At 41.5% G+C, this 14,554-nt stretch carries 16 protein-coding genes, 1 tRNA gene and 1 pseudogene; 7 read left to right on the top strand and 11 right to left on the bottom strand.

All coding sequences use genetic code 11. The features are described from left to right. Positions 1 to 29 precede the first annotated feature (29 nt). The 8 genes and pseudogenes from nuoH to HWQ44_RS28610 all read right to left on the bottom strand — a co-directional run bounded on the left by nuoH (position 30) and on the right by HWQ44_RS28610 (position 7,029). The gene (nuoH, locus tag HWQ44_RS28645) at positions 30 to 1,148 is read right to left on the bottom strand and encodes an NADH-quinone oxidoreductase subunit NuoH (protein WP_292725343.1); all 1,119 of its coding nucleotides are present in this window, start codon (positions 1,146 to 1,148) and stop codon (positions 30 to 32) included. Positions 1,149 to 1,496: 348 nt separating this feature from the next. Then, a complete protein-coding gene (locus HWQ44_RS28640) occupies positions 1,497 to 2,633 on the bottom strand; it encodes a citrate synthase (RefSeq protein WP_292725342.1) in 1,137 nt (378 codons plus the stop codon). Positions 2,634 to 2,741: 108 nt separating this feature from the next. Further along, positions 2,742 to 3,236, bottom strand: a complete 495-nt coding sequence (gene sixA / locus HWQ44_RS28635) for a phosphohistidine phosphatase SixA (protein WP_292725341.1) — start codon at positions 3,234 to 3,236, stop codon at positions 2,742 to 2,744. Positions 3,237 to 3,287: 51 nt separating this feature from the next. After that, positions 3,288 to 3,544 (bottom strand): annotated as a pseudogene (locus HWQ44_RS28630) (hypothetical protein). Then, positions 3,541 to 4,587, bottom strand: coding sequence for a hypothetical protein (locus HWQ44_RS28625; protein WP_292725340.1), 1,047 nt, complete (start codon positions 4,585 to 4,587; stop codon positions 3,541 to 3,543). Before HWQ44_RS28625 ends, HWQ44_RS28630 begins: the two are co-directional and overlap by 4 nt. Next, entirely contained in the window at positions 4,584 to 4,859 is a 276-nt protein-coding gene (locus HWQ44_RS28620) for a RusA family crossover junction endodeoxyribonuclease (RefSeq protein ID WP_334728371.1), read from the bottom strand. The genes HWQ44_RS28625 and HWQ44_RS28620 overlap by 4 nt, the downstream gene beginning before the upstream one ends. Positions 4,860 to 5,099: 240 nt before the next feature. After that, positions 5,100 to 5,570 carry a DUF29 domain-containing protein gene (locus HWQ44_RS28615; RefSeq protein ID WP_292725339.1) on the bottom strand — a complete coding sequence of 157 codons (471 nt, stop codon included), beginning with the start codon at positions 5,568 to 5,570 and terminating at the stop codon, positions 5,100 to 5,102. Positions 5,571 to 5,745: 175 nt separating this feature from the next. Continuing rightward, on the bottom strand, positions 5,746 to 7,029 hold the full coding sequence (locus HWQ44_RS28610) for a bifunctional oligoribonuclease/PAP phosphatase NrnA (RefSeq protein ID WP_292725338.1): 1,284 nt from the start codon (positions 7,027 to 7,029) through the stop codon (positions 5,746 to 5,748). A 344-nt stretch (positions 7,030 to 7,373) separates the two neighbouring features. On the opposite strand from HWQ44_RS28610, the gene HWQ44_RS28605 reads away from it, so the two are divergent. Next, positions 7,374 to 7,538 (top strand): hypothetical protein, encoded by a 165-nt coding sequence (locus HWQ44_RS28605; RefSeq protein ID WP_292725337.1) that lies wholly within the window; start codon positions 7,374 to 7,376, stop codon positions 7,536 to 7,538. 157 nt (positions 7,539 to 7,695) lie between these two features. On the opposite strand, the gene HWQ44_RS28600 is transcribed toward HWQ44_RS28605, so the two are convergent. Next, positions 7,696 to 8,193 (bottom strand): HNH endonuclease, encoded by a 498-nt coding sequence (locus HWQ44_RS28600; protein WP_181928621.1) that lies wholly within the window; start codon positions 8,191 to 8,193, stop codon positions 7,696 to 7,698. A 492-nt stretch (positions 8,194 to 8,685) separates the two neighbouring features. Between HWQ44_RS28600 and alr the strand changes: the two genes are divergently transcribed. The 3 genes from alr to HWQ44_RS28585 all read left to right on the top strand — a co-directional run bounded on the left by alr (position 8,686) and on the right by HWQ44_RS28585 (position 10,960). Next, complete coding sequence (gene alr / locus HWQ44_RS28595; protein WP_292725336.1) at positions 8,686 to 9,873, top strand: alanine racemase; 1,188 nt, start codon at positions 8,686 to 8,688, stop codon at positions 9,871 to 9,873. Positions 9,874 to 9,985: 112 nt separating this feature from the next. Continuing rightward, a tRNA-Leu gene (locus HWQ44_RS28590) sits at positions 9,986 to 10,067 on the top strand. 578 nt (positions 10,068 to 10,645) lie between these two features. After that, positions 10,646 to 10,960 carry a hypothetical protein gene (locus tag HWQ44_RS28585; RefSeq protein ID WP_292725335.1) on the top strand — a complete coding sequence of 105 codons (315 nt, stop codon included), beginning with the start codon at positions 10,646 to 10,648 and terminating at the stop codon, positions 10,958 to 10,960. Between the two features lie 85 nt (positions 10,961 to 11,045). On the opposite strand, the gene HWQ44_RS28580 is transcribed toward HWQ44_RS28585, so the two are convergent. Together HWQ44_RS28580 and HWQ44_RS28575 are read right to left on the bottom strand one after the other, a co-directional pair. Then, positions 11,046 to 11,729 carry an HAD family hydrolase gene (locus HWQ44_RS28580; protein ID WP_292725334.1) on the bottom strand — a complete coding sequence of 228 codons (684 nt, stop codon included), beginning with the start codon at positions 11,727 to 11,729 and terminating at the stop codon, positions 11,046 to 11,048. Between the two features lie 109 nt (positions 11,730 to 11,838). Then, positions 11,839 to 12,000, bottom strand: a complete 162-nt coding sequence (locus tag HWQ44_RS28575; protein WP_292725333.1) for a hypothetical protein — start codon at positions 11,998 to 12,000, stop codon at positions 11,839 to 11,841. A gap of 523 nt (positions 12,001 to 12,523) precedes the next feature. Between HWQ44_RS28575 and HWQ44_RS28570 the strand changes: the two genes are divergently transcribed. The 3 genes from HWQ44_RS28570 (at position 12,524) to HWQ44_RS28560 (ending at position 14,533) form a co-directional block, all read left to right on the top strand. Further along, a complete protein-coding gene (locus HWQ44_RS28570) occupies positions 12,524 to 13,591 on the top strand; it encodes a response regulator (protein WP_292725332.1) in 1,068 nt (355 codons plus the stop codon). 62 nt (positions 13,592 to 13,653) lie between these two features. Further along, positions 13,654 to 14,031, top strand: a complete 378-nt coding sequence (locus HWQ44_RS28565) for a response regulator (protein WP_292725331.1) — start codon at positions 13,654 to 13,656, stop codon at positions 14,029 to 14,031. 4 nt (positions 14,032 to 14,035) lie between these two features. Beyond that, the gene (locus HWQ44_RS28560) at positions 14,036 to 14,533 is read left to right on the top strand and encodes a chemotaxis protein CheW (RefSeq protein ID WP_292725330.1); all 498 of its coding nucleotides are present in this window, start codon (positions 14,036 to 14,038) and stop codon (positions 14,531 to 14,533) included. Positions 14,534 to 14,554 lie beyond the last annotated feature (21 nt).

Here is a 14,554-nt window from a genome sequence, read left to right as displayed (position 1 = left end):
ACTAATGACTAACGACTAATGACTAATGACTAACCACCAAAAGCGAAGGGAAAGGCTAGTTTCAGGGCGGCGGTTAATAGGAGATTAACCAAGCCGACTGGTAACAAAAACTTCCATCCTAAATCTAACAGTTGGTCAATCCGTACCCGTGGCACTGTCCAGCGCAACAGGATGGCGACAAATACTAGTAGATAGGCTTTGAAGACGGTCATCGTTATCCCCAAAGAAGCAGTTACTATCTGGAACACGGGATTTACTTCACTGACTCCAAGCCAATCAGCGATGAGGTTAAGAGGAATAGGAAAGTCCCAACCGCCCAGGTAGAGAATTGCTACTAGTAGGGAAGAAAGGATCAAGTTAACGTAGGAACCCAGGTAGAACAGACCGAATTTCATGCCTGAGTATTCAGTCTGATATCCTGCAACGATTTCTTCTTCCGCTTCGGGTAAGTCAAAGGGTAATCGTTCGCATTCAGCTAGGGCGGCTATCCAAAAGATCAGAAAACCGATTGGTTGTCGCCAAATGTTCCAGCCCAGGATGCCGTAGCCAGATTGTTGATTGACAATATCAACGGTGCTGAGGCTGTTAGACATCATAGCGATCGCTAACACCGCCAACGCCAAGGGAATTTCATAACTAATAGATTGCGCTGCTGCCCGCAAGCCCCCTAAGAGGGAGTATTTATTATTAGATGCGTAGCCAGCCATCAACAAGCCAATGGGTTGAATGCTTGACAAGGCAATCCACAAGAATACGCCCATACCCACATTACTAACTACGATATTCTGCCCAAAGGGAACGATCAGGAACGACAGAAATACCGGAATTACAACAATAATTGGCCCGAGGGTAAACAGCCAAGGGTCAGATTTGGCTGGTACTATATCTTCTTTAAATAACAACTTCAGACCATCCGCTACAGGCACCAGCAACCCAAAAGGCCCCTGGTATTCTGGCCCAATTCGCTGCTGTGCGGAGGCAGAAATTTTCCGTTCTAGCCAAGTAGCAACTAATACCCCCACTGTTGCCCCAATCAGCATCAGTATCATTGGCAAGGGCATCCAAATCGCTTTGGCTGTTCCTGCTGGTATGCCTAAATCCCGGAGGGATTCAATAAAAGTTCCTTGGAGGTCAATTCCTGAATTCATGTTTCCGCTCTTTAAGACATCGAGTCATGGTGAGTTACAACTATTAGTTAAATTAATACCTGTAAATTCACCCATTTTTAATTTTTGCCCAGATGACGCCCGATTGAAGATTTGTTGCCAATTCCCATGCCTAGTATATCGTTGGATGGTTTGACCACCCTGAAGCGAGATGAGAATTTCTACTTATGGTTGGCATTGAGATTGGCTATTGAGGGATGGGGGAGCAGGGGAGCAAGGGGGCAGGGGAGCAGAGGAGAAGTTGCAGTAAGTCTTTCCCCTCTGCCCCTCTGCCCCTCCGCACCTCTGCCTCTTGTACCCAATGCCCAATGCCCCATGCCCTATGCCCATTTACCGTTTGTCAATGGGGGTATAAGTAACTTCGTGCAGACCGTTGTAAACCTGGGTAGGACGGAAAATCCGGTTTTCTGCTAGTTGTTCTTTCCAGTGGGCTAGCCAACCGGCAACACGAGCGATCGCAAATATTGGCGTAAACAAGTCGGTGGGAATTCCCATCTTCCTATACACCAAACCGGAATAAAAGTCAATATTGGGATAAATTCCCTTGCTACCAAGTTTTTCCTCTACCACTCGTTCCATTTCTTGAGCAATGTCATAAAATTTGTCATGGCCAAACTTTTCAAACAATTGCTCTGCTAGTCCTTGTAAAATTATGGCTCGTGGGTCTTTCACTTTATACACACGATGTCCAAAGCCCATAATTTTAGATTTAGTTTCCAGACAATGCTCTATGTAGGGACGGACATTTTCTACAGAGCCAATTTTTTCCAACATCTGAATTACTTCTTCATTGGCTCCCCCATGCAGAGGCCCACCCAAAGTTCCCACAGCACTAGCAACCACAGCATAAGGATCAGTCAAGGTGGAAGCTGTCACCCTGGCACTGAAAGTAGAAGCATTCATTGTATGCTCGACTTGAAGTATCAAGCAGATATCAAAAACTCGCGCCATCAGAGGATCGGGTTCTCGCTCATCGAGCATGTATAAAAAGTTGGCTGAATAGTCTAAGTCATCACGGGGACGCACAGGATCATTGCCTTTCCGCATCAGTTGGAACGCCGCCACCATCGTGGGAATGGTTGCTATCAGGCGCACCACTGAATCTCGAATGTAGACAGGATTGTGCAAATCGCGGAGCGAATAAAACAAGCCTAAAGCAGCAGCAGAAGCTTGTAGGGCATCCATTGGGTGGCCACTTTCTGGAAAGCATTTCATCATGTCCCGAATGCGGTACTTAATCCGTCGGTGGTAACGAACTTCATGCTCAAATGTTTCCAGTTCTTCCTTGCTTGGCAGTTTACCCCAGATTAAGAGATAAGCAGTTTCTAAGAATGTACTTTTTTCTGCTAGTTCCTCAATCCTAATGCCACGATATTCTAGTATTCCCTTTTGCCCATCAACATAGCTGATACTTGATTGAGCGGCGGGAATGCCTTCTAAACCAGGCTTGTATTCGCACACCATCATGGCAACACCATTCGCTTTGTGAAATATCTGATCAAGCTAACTTACCAGAAATTTATTGTCGCCATAACAGTAGCCGTTCTAACAACAATTGGAAATGTTGAAAAACTGTTATAGCAGGTACTTGGGTGGTGTCAACCAAAACATCTGACTCCGACCCAGAGGAGAACCTGTTTCTGGTAGTTTTATCCCAATCATACCTGCTTTTTTCAAGACTAAGCTTGCTTTGACTTCTCCCCACAGGAGAATTTCTGCCCAATTGCTCAAATTAGGTTCGTGTCCAACCAGTGCTAGTTGGGTATTTTGGGAATAATTTCTTGGTTCTAACCAGTCTTTGAGCCAACTAGAAATTTGACCATCGGGTGCGAGGTGGCTAGATTCCTCTAACTGGGAGCTTAGTTTTTCTGCTATGAGGATTTCAGCCGTTTGGCGCGCCCGCACTAAGGGACTGGTGAGAATTAAATCAAAGTTTAAACCTAATTTAACAAGTTTCTGGGCAACTTTCTCAGTTTTTTGCCGCCCTTCTTTGGTTAGGCTGCGCTCCTCATCTTTGATGCCTAATTCCTTGTCTTCGGCGATGCCATGACGAATTAAGTATAGTTCCATACTTTGTATTATGAGTTATCAATTAGGCTGCTCTTATGCAATGTTAGAACGCTATCCACCACTTAGCAATCTGTCATACTCTGGATGTGATCCAATCCAAAACCATACAAAATTATCATCTTCTTTTACAGCAAGCGCCCGATAATACCAATACGCACTGACCAAAACTGACCGACTTTTTTGAAATGCAATGATGGATATTTGGGATTTTCCCGAAGAAACTTATAACATCGATCGGCAAGTTCTTGGATATCAATTGGTAACTGGCGATAGTAATACCAAAAATCAGGGGTTGCTCGATGTTTCACAGGTCAGTACAACGCCCTTCTCGCAGATGTTTGAGTGCTTTCTGTGCCAATGCATCTAACCGACCAGCAGCCACATCTTTTTCAATCTGTTTATCCCAGGCTGCTGCATCGAATTCCGCAAACCATGTACGAAATGCGGCGAGATCCGCTGGTGAAAGTAGACTAACAGCGAATTCGACGTTTATAACCTGTTCGTCGTTTACGTTTAATTCCTTCTTTAGTTTCTCATTTCTTATTAATTCTTGCGCTAAAAGAAGGCTTGTCTGATTGATTAAATTTCTCCTTAATTCTTCTCGTTTATCCAAGGATGCTGCATCGAATTCCCCAAACCAGGCACGAAAAGCAGCTAGATTCTCTGATGAAAGTTGACTAATAGCGAGTTCGACTGTCCATTTTCCTAATAATTCACGAACCAAATTGTCAAAATTATGTACAACTGGCAAATTTAGGTTTTCAATATATCCGTGAGCAAGCCGATTCCAAACTTCAAAACAAGCTTGAGCAAGCTCGAATTGAGAGATTGATAACTCTCCCAAAGAGTACAGATGTCTTAGTAATCCTATAACTGGGAAACGTTCAATAGGAATTGACACATCGACTGCTCGCTTTCTTAAAGCCCCCTCAAATAGACTCCACATCAAAAGAAAAGCAGGCTCAGTTTCATCATTTTCAATAAGCTTATGTGCTTGGATAAACCGATTAGTTAGCTCTTGCCATGAAGGAAATTGTTCGGATGTTCCAGGTAATGATTTAGCTTCTATGTCTTCAAGTGTTAGCAATAAAAAACGCCAGCCTGGATGTTTACTCACTTCCTCTGCTAAAGCCTGTAAACGATCAACTGACATTCGGCTGAGGCTGGTTTTTACTTCAATTACCAAACCTGAGTCGTCTTTAATAGCAATCATATCTGGCTGGTAGTTACCCAACTCGAATGGTAATTCATCTGTTTTAGGTTCAATGGAAACACGAAATCCTTGGCTTTCGTACTTCTCTGCCAAAGATTTTACTTTTTCATCATATAGAGTTTTAGTATTGTTAATCATAAGTATTTTTCCAGTGGTTGAGATTCACTCACTTTTACATAAACACACTCTTTACCTGTGATTACAGCACGCTGTAATAGGGAAGGTAGATTTCTAATATCAATCGGGTCAGATATAAATCGACGATGACTATCTACATCTGATACTAAATTATCATCTTCAAAAACTAAGTTTACAAGTGCATCCTGAATTGGCTTGATAATGTTATCAGTGTCAGCCGGGAACTCATCACAAAGATAAACTAGCGTTAGTTGTAGATCACCTTGTTTAATGACGCTGCGATTTTTCCAAAGTTTTTGAGCTTCAACGCGTACAAAATTCTTCCATGCCTGAAGGTTTTATTTTTTCTTTGTCTGTAACGAAACAGGTCGTCTGGGAATGAGAAATTCAAAAGGTATTATTCGCATCCCAAGTGCATATTTTTATAATTAGTTAACAAATTTACAGCAATTTTCACAGATGATTACTCATCATATTGAGCATATCTACATTTATACAAAAATTCTACATGGTTATTCGTCAGGGTTAGGATAAAAGTCTAAGTCTAAAATCTCATCAACAGAAAAGGGACAAGCGATCGCAAAGTTATCTTCTGATAAACTTGTTTCCACCATTGCCTCTCGCCGCGCTCTTTGATAGGTAGTATTTATCCACTCGGAATCATTTAAAAAACGGCGCAAGCTGGGACTTTCTTGCAGCAATTCATCTATATTCAGTCGCTCACGGGTAATGGTCACTTGCCAACTCTGACTACGACGTTCGGGTTGATACTTCCACTTCAACAAATGCGATAAGATTAACCGCAACGCACTTTGCAACGCTCGCTGTTGACTCTTACCCAAGTCCACCACTTCCTCAATCAAGTGTTCTAAATCCAGCGTGTCCCACTGATGCGATCGCAAAAGCTCTGCTATCTGCTCTACCCAAGCACAATAATCTTGCTCATACAGAGTTTGTAACATTTGCAGTTCTATAATCTTCATGGCGCTTCTCCTTGGCGAATAAATAGGTAGGCGCAAGTTAACTTTGATTTAGTTCAGAATTTGTCATAAAACCCAAATTCCCGACTTTTATCAAAAATCGGGAATGGATGCTATGTGACCAAACACTTTGACTGCTGCATTGGTTAGGAGTTTTCCCTGTCTTCTTGAGTTCCCTCTACTCCGACTGAATCGGGTTATCTCTCGGATTAACTAACCTCAACAGTTTTTGCTTAATTTGAGCGTCGAAGACTTCCCATTTCATTTTCGCATAAGCAGAATTTTCGTTGCTGCCAGATAAGAAGCCCATTGGAATTTCAAAGCCACCTGCGCTTGTTCTTCCACCGCCGAAAAAGCGCCCTGCACTATCTTGTCCAAAGGCTTCTTTAATGAATTCATCGGGGTCAAGGGTGAGTTTGCTGGTTCTCAGGGAGCCAATGACTATTTCTAATTCTTCGTCTTCATCGTGAACAATGCCATAAACTACGGCAGTGTGAACGTTTTCTTCGGTGACGAGAAAATCAGCCGCTTGGGGGATGGCATCACGGTCTTCGTAGCGTAGATAACCAACACCAGCAATGGAAAAGTTATTTTGGACGATGCGATTTTTTAGCGATCGCTCGATCACATCCATTACCCGCTTGGAACGGTTGGCCTGTAAAATGGCATTCAGCAGTTGGGCGTCATAAAATCGGCTTAAATACGCCGCTGCCATAAAATCTTCTTCTTGCGCTTGCATGAGCCGATTTGTATCCGATCGCAAGCCATGCATCAAGGCAGTAGCGCATTTGACGTGTTGATTTATGCTGCTATCTAATGCTAATAATCCTGTTTGCAGGTATTGAGTAAAAATTGTTGCCGTTGCTCTTACATAAGGACGAATATCCTCAAACTCTGATTGCAAATCGCCTTGGATACTGTGATGGTCGATGAGTACCACTAAAGGAATTCCAGCCTGCTGCACCGCTGACAGTAGTTGCGAAGTGGTTCCCTGGTTGTCAATTAGCACAAAACCTTGATAAGATGACAAGTCTTTTGTTTTCAAGGTTTGCGTTGTCCAGCGTTGGATAGGTAAATTAGTCAGCCTTACCAAGGCAATATTTTCTTGATGGCTCAATGCGCCAGCATAAATGATTTCACATTTGATATCATATTGCTGGGCAATTAACTGATAAGCCCAGGCACAGGAAAGGGCATCAGGGTCAGGAAAATCTTGCAGAATTACCAGTTGGCGATCGTGTCGGTGTGCCAAAAGGGTTTTTTGCAATTCTTCTGACTTTTGTTGTGCCAGAGAATTACCACGGTGACTGAGATATATAGCTCCATCACCTACCGATGGCGGTAATGATGGACTTTTAAATGCAACTTCCACTGGCGCTTTCTCGATTTCAGGTTCCTCTGGGTTTGGCTCTGTGGTCAATGACAAACTCTCAAACTGAGTAACGGGAGAATTAAAGTACATAGGGAACTTTTTTAAAGTGTGAGGCTCCTTTAATTCAGAAATACTACGAGCAGCAATTCCCTGAATTCAGCCACATTATTATGATCTTCGCAAAAATCTCAAGACATTGCACTATACATCTAAGTATATTTTTTGTCAGTAACAGCGCTTAACAATCAACTAACTTCCACTAAAGGGCATACAGCAAAGAAGTTTATGATATCGGGCTGTATCTGGCAGCATAAATCTGTTTTAGGAGCTTTTTTTCTCTTCCGTAAATTGAATCAGCGGGATTTTTATCTGACTTAGGGCATACTTTCTATCTTAATACTTTAGGATTAGTCCTTGATATTTGAAATATTCTTATGCTTAATATTCTCATTATTGTGACTATTGAGCAATTAACAATTATTTTTGATGAACAATGGGTGTTTCGTATCCCCTTTGAAAATTCTGATAATTCTGATAATTTAGAGCGAAGCCTGGTAGAAGAAGGCAGAAGGCAGGGAAGACAAGGAGTAAAGGGTTAAAATAAATAAGTAGAGGCTTGAGCATTGACGCACTCGCCTTCGTTGCAAGCCAGCCATATTCCGCCAATTTTTCTAACACTCCATAACTAAAGTTATTGGTTATGTCCCAAAGAAAAAGAGTGTTTCTTCTTTCTCCTCGACTCCTCTGCTTTTTTGTTCAAAGACCTATAACATACTTTTGCCACTCTGTGTGCAGTCCACTCTTAAGATGTTTGCTGACCTCAAAATAGAGGCTGCTATAAGGTTGGCGGGGAGGATGACGCAAAGGCATGTGAGCTTCGTGGGGAGTCCGACTGCCTTTTTTGACATTGCAACGGACACAAGCGGTAACAATATTCTCCCAGGTATCGCCGCCCCCGCGCGATCGCGGTATTACATGGTCTAGGGTCAGCTCATCTCCTGTGTAACCACAGTATTGACAGGCATGACCATCACGGTGCAATATATTTCGGCGAGTCAGAGGAATTTCTTTATAAGGAACACGTACGTAATGACGCAACCGGATCACGGTCGGCAGCGGGAAATCCGAGTAAAGGAATTTACCGTTGTGTTCCACGCGTTCTGCTTTGCCCTTGATTAACAGAACCGCAGCGCGACGCCAGCTCGTTATATTGAGAGGTTCGTAAGAGGCGTTTAAGACTAAAACCTTCCCCATTTATCTGCGCTCAGGGTATTAGCTTTACATAAATATTAACACAAATACACCCTGCTAGGGAGATGAGAATAAATTATACTTTCGGGAGAACTCGGAAATTAAGTTATGAGTGAAAAGTTAGGAGTTAGGAGTGAGAAGTTAGGAGTTTGGAAGTAAAACTTCTAACCTGACGTAAAGAACGATGTTTCCATCTGGGTAGATGGTCATTAGCTGAATGGCACGCTTTTTTAGATGGAACCTTTAGACCCAAAAGCCAATTATATTAAGTGTTTGCGCTTATTTTAGTGCCATTTTTTTAGAACGTTTTTGTATAAGTCCTAAACTCCATTAACTCTTCACTCATAACTCTTAACTTTTGCTTTAGTGCTGCAACATCTTGTATCAATTCCAATATGAAGGTTAAACTTCCTATTTAATCTGATCTGGCTTTTAGCAGCGTGTAAAGATAGATAACTTGAAAGTTTAGCCGTGGTGGGATAGGAGTCAGTAGAAATGTTTAGTGGCAAACAAATCCCTGGTGTAGTTTCTAATCAGCAGTGCGACACCTACGCGTGGTTTTCACAACGAGCTTGGGTAGAAATTGATTTAGGGGCATTGTCGTACAATGTACAGCAATTGGTACAGTTTTTATCGCCGCATACCCAGTTGATGGCAGTAGTAAAAGCTGATGCCTATGGACATGGAGCTGTAACAGTCGCTCAAACCGTAATTCAATCGGGAGCTAGTTGGCTGGGAGTCGCTACAGTTCCAGAAGCTATTCAATTGCGAGAAGGCGGGATTCAAGCGCCCATTTTGATTTTAGGGGCAACTCATACACCAGAACAAATTCATGCGATCGCCCAATGGAAACTTCAGCCTACACTGTGTAGCCCTAAACAAGCTTTAGTATTTTCTGATACTCTGGAATCGATGAATCATGGTTCTCCAGTGCCCGTACATATCAAATTAGATACGGGAATGTCCAGGTTGGGAACTAATTGGCAGCAAGCTGGCGAATTTGTGCAATTAGTACAGCGCTTACCACATCTTTCCATTGCCAGTATTTATTCCCACTTGGCAACAGCAGATGATCTTGATCCGACGGTAATGGAAGAACAGCATAAACGATTTGAGGAAGCGATCGCTCAAATCAAAGCAATGGGAATTCAAATACCCTGCTTGCACTTGGCCAACTCAGCCGCTACACTCACAGATTCATCATTGCACTACGACATTGTGCGAGTAGGTTTAGCCGTTTACGGACTCTATCCAGCGCCGCATTTACAAAATGCGATCGACCTCAAGCCAGTTTTGCAACTTAAGGCACGAGTCACCCAAGTTAAAACAATTGCCGCAGGAACAGCTGTTAGTTACGGCCATCAATTTATTGCCCCACGTGAACTTCGCCTCGCCGTCGTGGGAATTGGCTATGCTGACGGTGTTCCTCGCAGTCTCTCCAACAAAATGCAGGCATTAATTCGCGGTCAACGGGTGTCGCAAATCGGGACAATTACAATGGATCAGTTAATGCTGGATGTGAGTGCTATACCCAATATCCAAGAAGGAGAAGTAGTCACCTTGCTAGGGGAACAGGGAAAAGAACAAATTTCAGCCGACGACTGGGCAAAACAATTAAATACTATTTCTTGGGAAATTCTCTGTGGATTCAAGCATCGTCTGCCTCGTGTTGCAGTTATGTAAATTGGGCATTGGGTATAAGGCATTGTTATTCTTCTCCTGACCTTGGTTCGCCTTCTCCCCAATTCCCTATTCCCAAAAATAATTTCTTATGGTAAGATTATAAACTGATGATGCGGATGTGGCGGAATTGGCAGACGCGCTAGATTTAGGTTCTAGTTCCGAAAGGAGTGAAGGTTCAAGTCCTTTCATCCGCACTTTGAATCGCCGAAAGCTACATGAGCCTACAAGTTCATGTAGCAAATCGATGAATTAATTCATACTCGATTGCAAGCAGAAAAGTCAGTTTTTTAAAAAAACAGAGTGGCTTAAATTGGGATTAGGGACTACTGTGCCAATCCTAAATTGGGGTTTTTTGTATGAATCGGAATTTTCTGACCCCTGATCGCGCAATAAGGGTGAAGAGTATTGGCTCTCAAAAGCCTTATTATCACTGTGCTTGACTATTATTAGTAATAAACTCCAGCAAGGAATTTCTTAGTTTGGGCTTTCTCCAAGTATTTTTACCATCTGCTGGAAAGTGTGATGGCTAACGGCAAGGCTATGCGATCGCACTTTCCTCTAAAAATATCTTTTAATGAGTGCGTTGGGGTAGCCTGCGGCAGGCATCGCCTATTTCAATACTGCTCGATTTTTGGATTTTAAACTGGAATTTGGTTTGAGGAATGACAAAAGTAACTATTTAAACATGACTTTGTATACAGGCATGTACCTAATTATTCCGATTACATTGAGAATGTACAAATCAAGTAATGCAAGGCAGATAAAAGGATATATGAACCGCTTTAAATCTATTCTTCTTGGAAGCTTATTAGCAGCTGCTTCAATTGCTGCTGTTTCTCAAAATGCTAATGCTGCTGAATTTAAATCTGATCGCAATCATTTGAATGGTAATACTGTAGCTTTTCATAACAATAAAGTCGAACACGAACGTCAAATCCGTGAACAACGCGCTCGCGAATTACGTGAACGTCAAGCCCGTGAATTGCGTGAACGCCAAGCCCGTGAATTGCGTGAACGCCAAGCCCGTGAACTGCGTGAACGCCAAGCCCGTGAACTGCGTGAACGTCAAGCGAGGTTTCATCACTAAGCTGAAAATTTTCACTTACTCATATTACTCATATTACGTTAGGAGAGTAGGAATACTCTCCTTTTTTTGCATAAATCTGCTCAAATTAATGCTTCAATTCAGCTAAATTTGAGTTGATGAGTTTTTCAATTAGTTCTGTAACACCATCCCCACGACTACCATTAGTAACAAAATCCACACGCTCTTTGAGCATGGGTAAAGCATTGGCAACTGCGACTGAACAACCACAAACACTCAGGAAATCATAGTCATTTTCTGCATCACCAATCCCGACTACATTTTCAAGTGATAACTGCATCTCAGCCAAAGCAGCTGCTAACCCTGTGGCTTTATTAATTCCTGAAGGTAGCACCATCACTGCACCTTTATTCAATATGACTTGTAATTCTAATCCCATGTGGCGGATAGTTTCTAAAACTATGGTTTCTTGGGGATGCCAAGTGGCGACAATTACCCGACCAACTGACAGGGACTTGACTTGGCGATCGCGCAATGCATTAATAAATTCTGCTGGTGGTTGCGAACCTAATAGTTTCTCCTGACGGTTGGCTGGTGAGTACAGCAAAGCGCCGTTTTCTGCTACTACATAATCAAATAAATCTACTTGTGCAAAAACTTGCAGCAATTCGTCTAGCTGTCTACCTGTCACTAAGATGAGTTTGTAACCAAAACTCCGCAGACGTGAAAGTGCTGCCAAAGTATTTTCATTTACATGATTGTCAGTTGCTAGTGTACCGTCGTAGTCAGTGGCCAATACAGAATAACGCATAATGTTACTCAATTTTTGTCATTGTATTGTATTGCCTGTGAATGGCAGGTTTTTTATCAAGAAAGAATTCAGAATAAATTCTATGCGACTAGCGGATGAATCAAGGAGTTTATGACAGTTCCAGAATGCTAATCCGGGAGCGATCGCATCCTCCTGTTATCTGAAACTGGCATTGAATCTTTTGACAAGGTGCTTCAGGTGCGCGATCGCATTCATCAACAATTAAGCGCAAATTTTTTGGACAAACAGTTGTGCCAAAGCAATAAAACAACTTTTTAGTATAAAATTTTACTTAAACCATTTTGACTCCTGATTTTAGATTTTTGTTTTATTTTTGTCAACAAAATCAGTATTATTCCTGTGGTCACAATGGGTTTACTTAATGAAAAGTGGCTTTCTTTAGTACTTATATGCTTAAAGACTATATTTTACTTAAGTGTAAATACAGAAGTTCAAAGATATTATTTTAAGAAAATCAGTATTATTCCTGTGGTCAGAATGGGGTTACTCAATGGAAAGTGGCTTCATCTAGTCTTGACATTTCTATGTCTTATTTTTCCAGAATGTCTATAAATCTCAGTAACTGGAAGTAAATTAATAACAATTTACGAATTTACTGAGATTTGAGCATTTGAAAATAACGCAGCTTTCGTTGAGTTTTACCACAAATCCTAGAGGTCAAAATTGTGTACTTTAAAATACAAAATCTTGAAGCCTTTTACTTAATTTTTATTGTGGAAGAACTCTGCACGAATTTAGCTTACACGGATCGAATTTAGCTGAGTAAAAGCAAAATGAGCACAACTCCTATAGGTAGCTACAGGTTGTTCCAGAAACTACATCCGCTATCTCTGTTGGCACAATTAACTAGTCGGCGTGCTACCGGTTGCTTAAGCGTATTTACCGGGATAGTTTCTTGGTCAATCTATCTAGAGGACGGTAAACTTACTTATGCCTCCTATTCAGATAAAGTGTTTGAGCGCCTTGACAGTCACTTGCGGCGCTTGAGCCAGCAAATTCCTGCTCTCAACAGCGCCACTCGCGTGCAGATGCGGCTGATGTTCGAGACGAAGAATGAACATCAAGCAATACCAAATACGGATTACCAAGCTATTTGTTGGTTAGTCAATCAGGACTATATCACCTCTGTGCAAGCAGGAAGCCTGATAGACGAATTGGCAAAAGAAGTAATGGAATCCTTTCTGTGTTTAAAAGAAGGTAGCTATGAATTCAGTCCAGAAAGCTCTTTGGATGAACTACCAAAGTTTTGTCGCCTAGACTTACGGTTACTCGTCGAACACTGTCAAAAGCAGTTACGAAATCGGCAAAATATCCAGTCATCAATTCCGGCTGGTGGGGGTTCCCAAGTTTTGTCTACAACACAACCGTCTCAAGTTCAGGCACAACTGCAAATAAAACTTGGGCAAAAGTTGCCGATACCAATCAATTTTGATATTCCTGAGAATAATAAAACTACTCAGCCATCTGTTGGCAAAAAACTATATACAATTGCCTGCATTGATGATAGCCAAACAGTTTTGAATTCCATCAAACACTTTTTGGATGAAAACACATTTTCAGTTGTGATGATCAACGATCCGGTAAAAGCTTTAATGCAAATTTTGCGGAGTAAACCCGATCTGATTTTGCTAGATGTTGAAATGCCAAGTTTAGATGGTTACGAGCTATGTTCCTTATTACGTAAACATTCAGCTTTTAAAAATACACCGATCATTATGGTAACAGGTAGAACAGGATTTATCGACAGGGCAAAGGCTAAAATGGTCAGATCATCAGGATATTTGACCAAGCCTTTTACGCAATCAGAATTGCTAAAAATGGTTTTTAAACATCTTGGTTGATTTAAACAAGGTAAATAAAAATAATAAAATATGCTTAATTTATTTTTTTAGGAGATTTAATAGTGAGCCTGACTTTGCTTGGCACAATTCTGATTGTAGAAGATTCTCCCAGCGAATTGGAATTAATGAGCCATTATCTCAAAGAAAGTGGTTACAACGTAATTAAAGCAAGTGGTGCAAAAGAAGGTTTAGAAAAAGCTGTGTTAGCAAAACCAGATGCGATCGTTACTGATGTCGTAATGCCAGAAATGAGTGGATTTGAATTGTGTCGTTATCTAAGAAGAAATCCAATTACTGCAAAAGTGCCGATTGTGGTTTGTAGTTCTAAAAATCAAGAAATTGACCGTTTGTGGGCGATGAGACAAGGTGCAGATGCCTATATAACTAAACCTTACACCCGCGAACATCTCCTACGTACTATTAAATCAGTGGTAATTTGAATCAATGACTAGTACAAACATTACTCTTTCTTCAAAACCGATTCCAAATAATTTAGCAGATGGTTATCTGAAGTTTCAGCTAAATCAACAAACAACTGCTGTTTTATCAATGAAGCATACGCAAGAAGCAATTCTTGTGCCTGTTGAATCTATTACGTCAATGCCCAATATGCCGTCCTGCATATTAGGATTAATGAATTGGCGGAGTCGGATAATTTGGGTGGTTGATTTGCCCAGAATACTCAATTTAGAATCCCTAGATTATCGACTGCGGCAGTACAATGTGATCGTTATTAAAGTGGAATCATTAGTGTTGGGCTTAGTTGTACAAGAAATAAAAGGTACAACCAAGTTCATAGTTGATGATATTCATTCTCCTATAGGACAAGTGGCATCCAGTTTAGTTCCTTATTTATGTGGGTGCGTTGTGCAACAAGAAGAAATATTACTAGTATTAGATGCACAGGCGATTGTGCAGTCTTCCATTCTCCGCAGTGATTAGAGTGTACTACTAAAAACAGCT

It is taken from the genome of Nostoc sp. JL34 (assembly GCF_017114945.1).
Taxonomy (GTDB): domain Bacteria; phylum Cyanobacteriota; class Cyanobacteriia; order Cyanobacteriales; family Nostocaceae; genus Nostoc.
This window is presented reverse-complemented; position numbering and strand designations above follow the sequence as displayed.

Bases quoted from the DNA above. Each gene is read 5' to 3' on its own strand.
- nuoH (WP_292725343.1), bottom strand. From the start codon at position 1,148: ATGAATTCAGGAATTGACCTCCAAGGAACTTTTATTGAATCCCTCCGG.
- HWQ44_RS28640 (WP_292725342.1), bottom strand. From the start codon at position 2,633: ATGATGGTGTGCGAATACAAGCCTGGTTTAGAAGGCATTCCCGCCGCT.
- sixA (WP_292725341.1), bottom strand. From the start codon at position 3,236: ATGGAACTATACTTAATTCGTCATGGCATCGCCGAAGACAAGGAATTA.
- HWQ44_RS28625 (WP_292725340.1), bottom strand. From the start codon at position 4,587: ATGATTAACAATACTAAAACTCTATATGATGAAAAAGTAAAATCTTTG.
- HWQ44_RS28615 (WP_292725339.1), bottom strand. From the start codon at position 5,570: ATGAAGATTATAGAACTGCAAATGTTACAAACTCTGTATGAGCAAGAT.
- HWQ44_RS28610 (WP_292725338.1), bottom strand. From the start codon at position 7,029: ATGTACTTTAATTCTCCCGTTACTCAGTTTGAGAGTTTGTCATTGACC.
- HWQ44_RS28605 (WP_292725337.1), top strand. From the start codon at position 7,374: ATGCTTAATATTCTCATTATTGTGACTATTGAGCAATTAACAATTATT.
- HWQ44_RS28600 (WP_181928621.1), bottom strand. From the start codon at position 8,193: ATGGGGAAGGTTTTAGTCTTAAACGCCTCTTACGAACCTCTCAATATA.
- alr (WP_292725336.1), top strand. From the start codon at position 8,686: ATGTTTAGTGGCAAACAAATCCCTGGTGTAGTTTCTAATCAGCAGTGC.
- HWQ44_RS28585 (WP_292725335.1), top strand. From the start codon at position 10,646: ATGAACCGCTTTAAATCTATTCTTCTTGGAAGCTTATTAGCAGCTGCT.
- HWQ44_RS28580 (WP_292725334.1), bottom strand. From the start codon at position 11,729: ATGCGTTATTCTGTATTGGCCACTGACTACGACGGTACACTAGCAACT.
- HWQ44_RS28570 (WP_292725332.1), top strand. From the start codon at position 12,524: ATGAGCACAACTCCTATAGGTAGCTACAGGTTGTTCCAGAAACTACAT.
- HWQ44_RS28560 (WP_292725330.1), top strand. From the start codon at position 14,036: ATGACTAGTACAAACATTACTCTTTCTTCAAAACCGATTCCAAATAAT.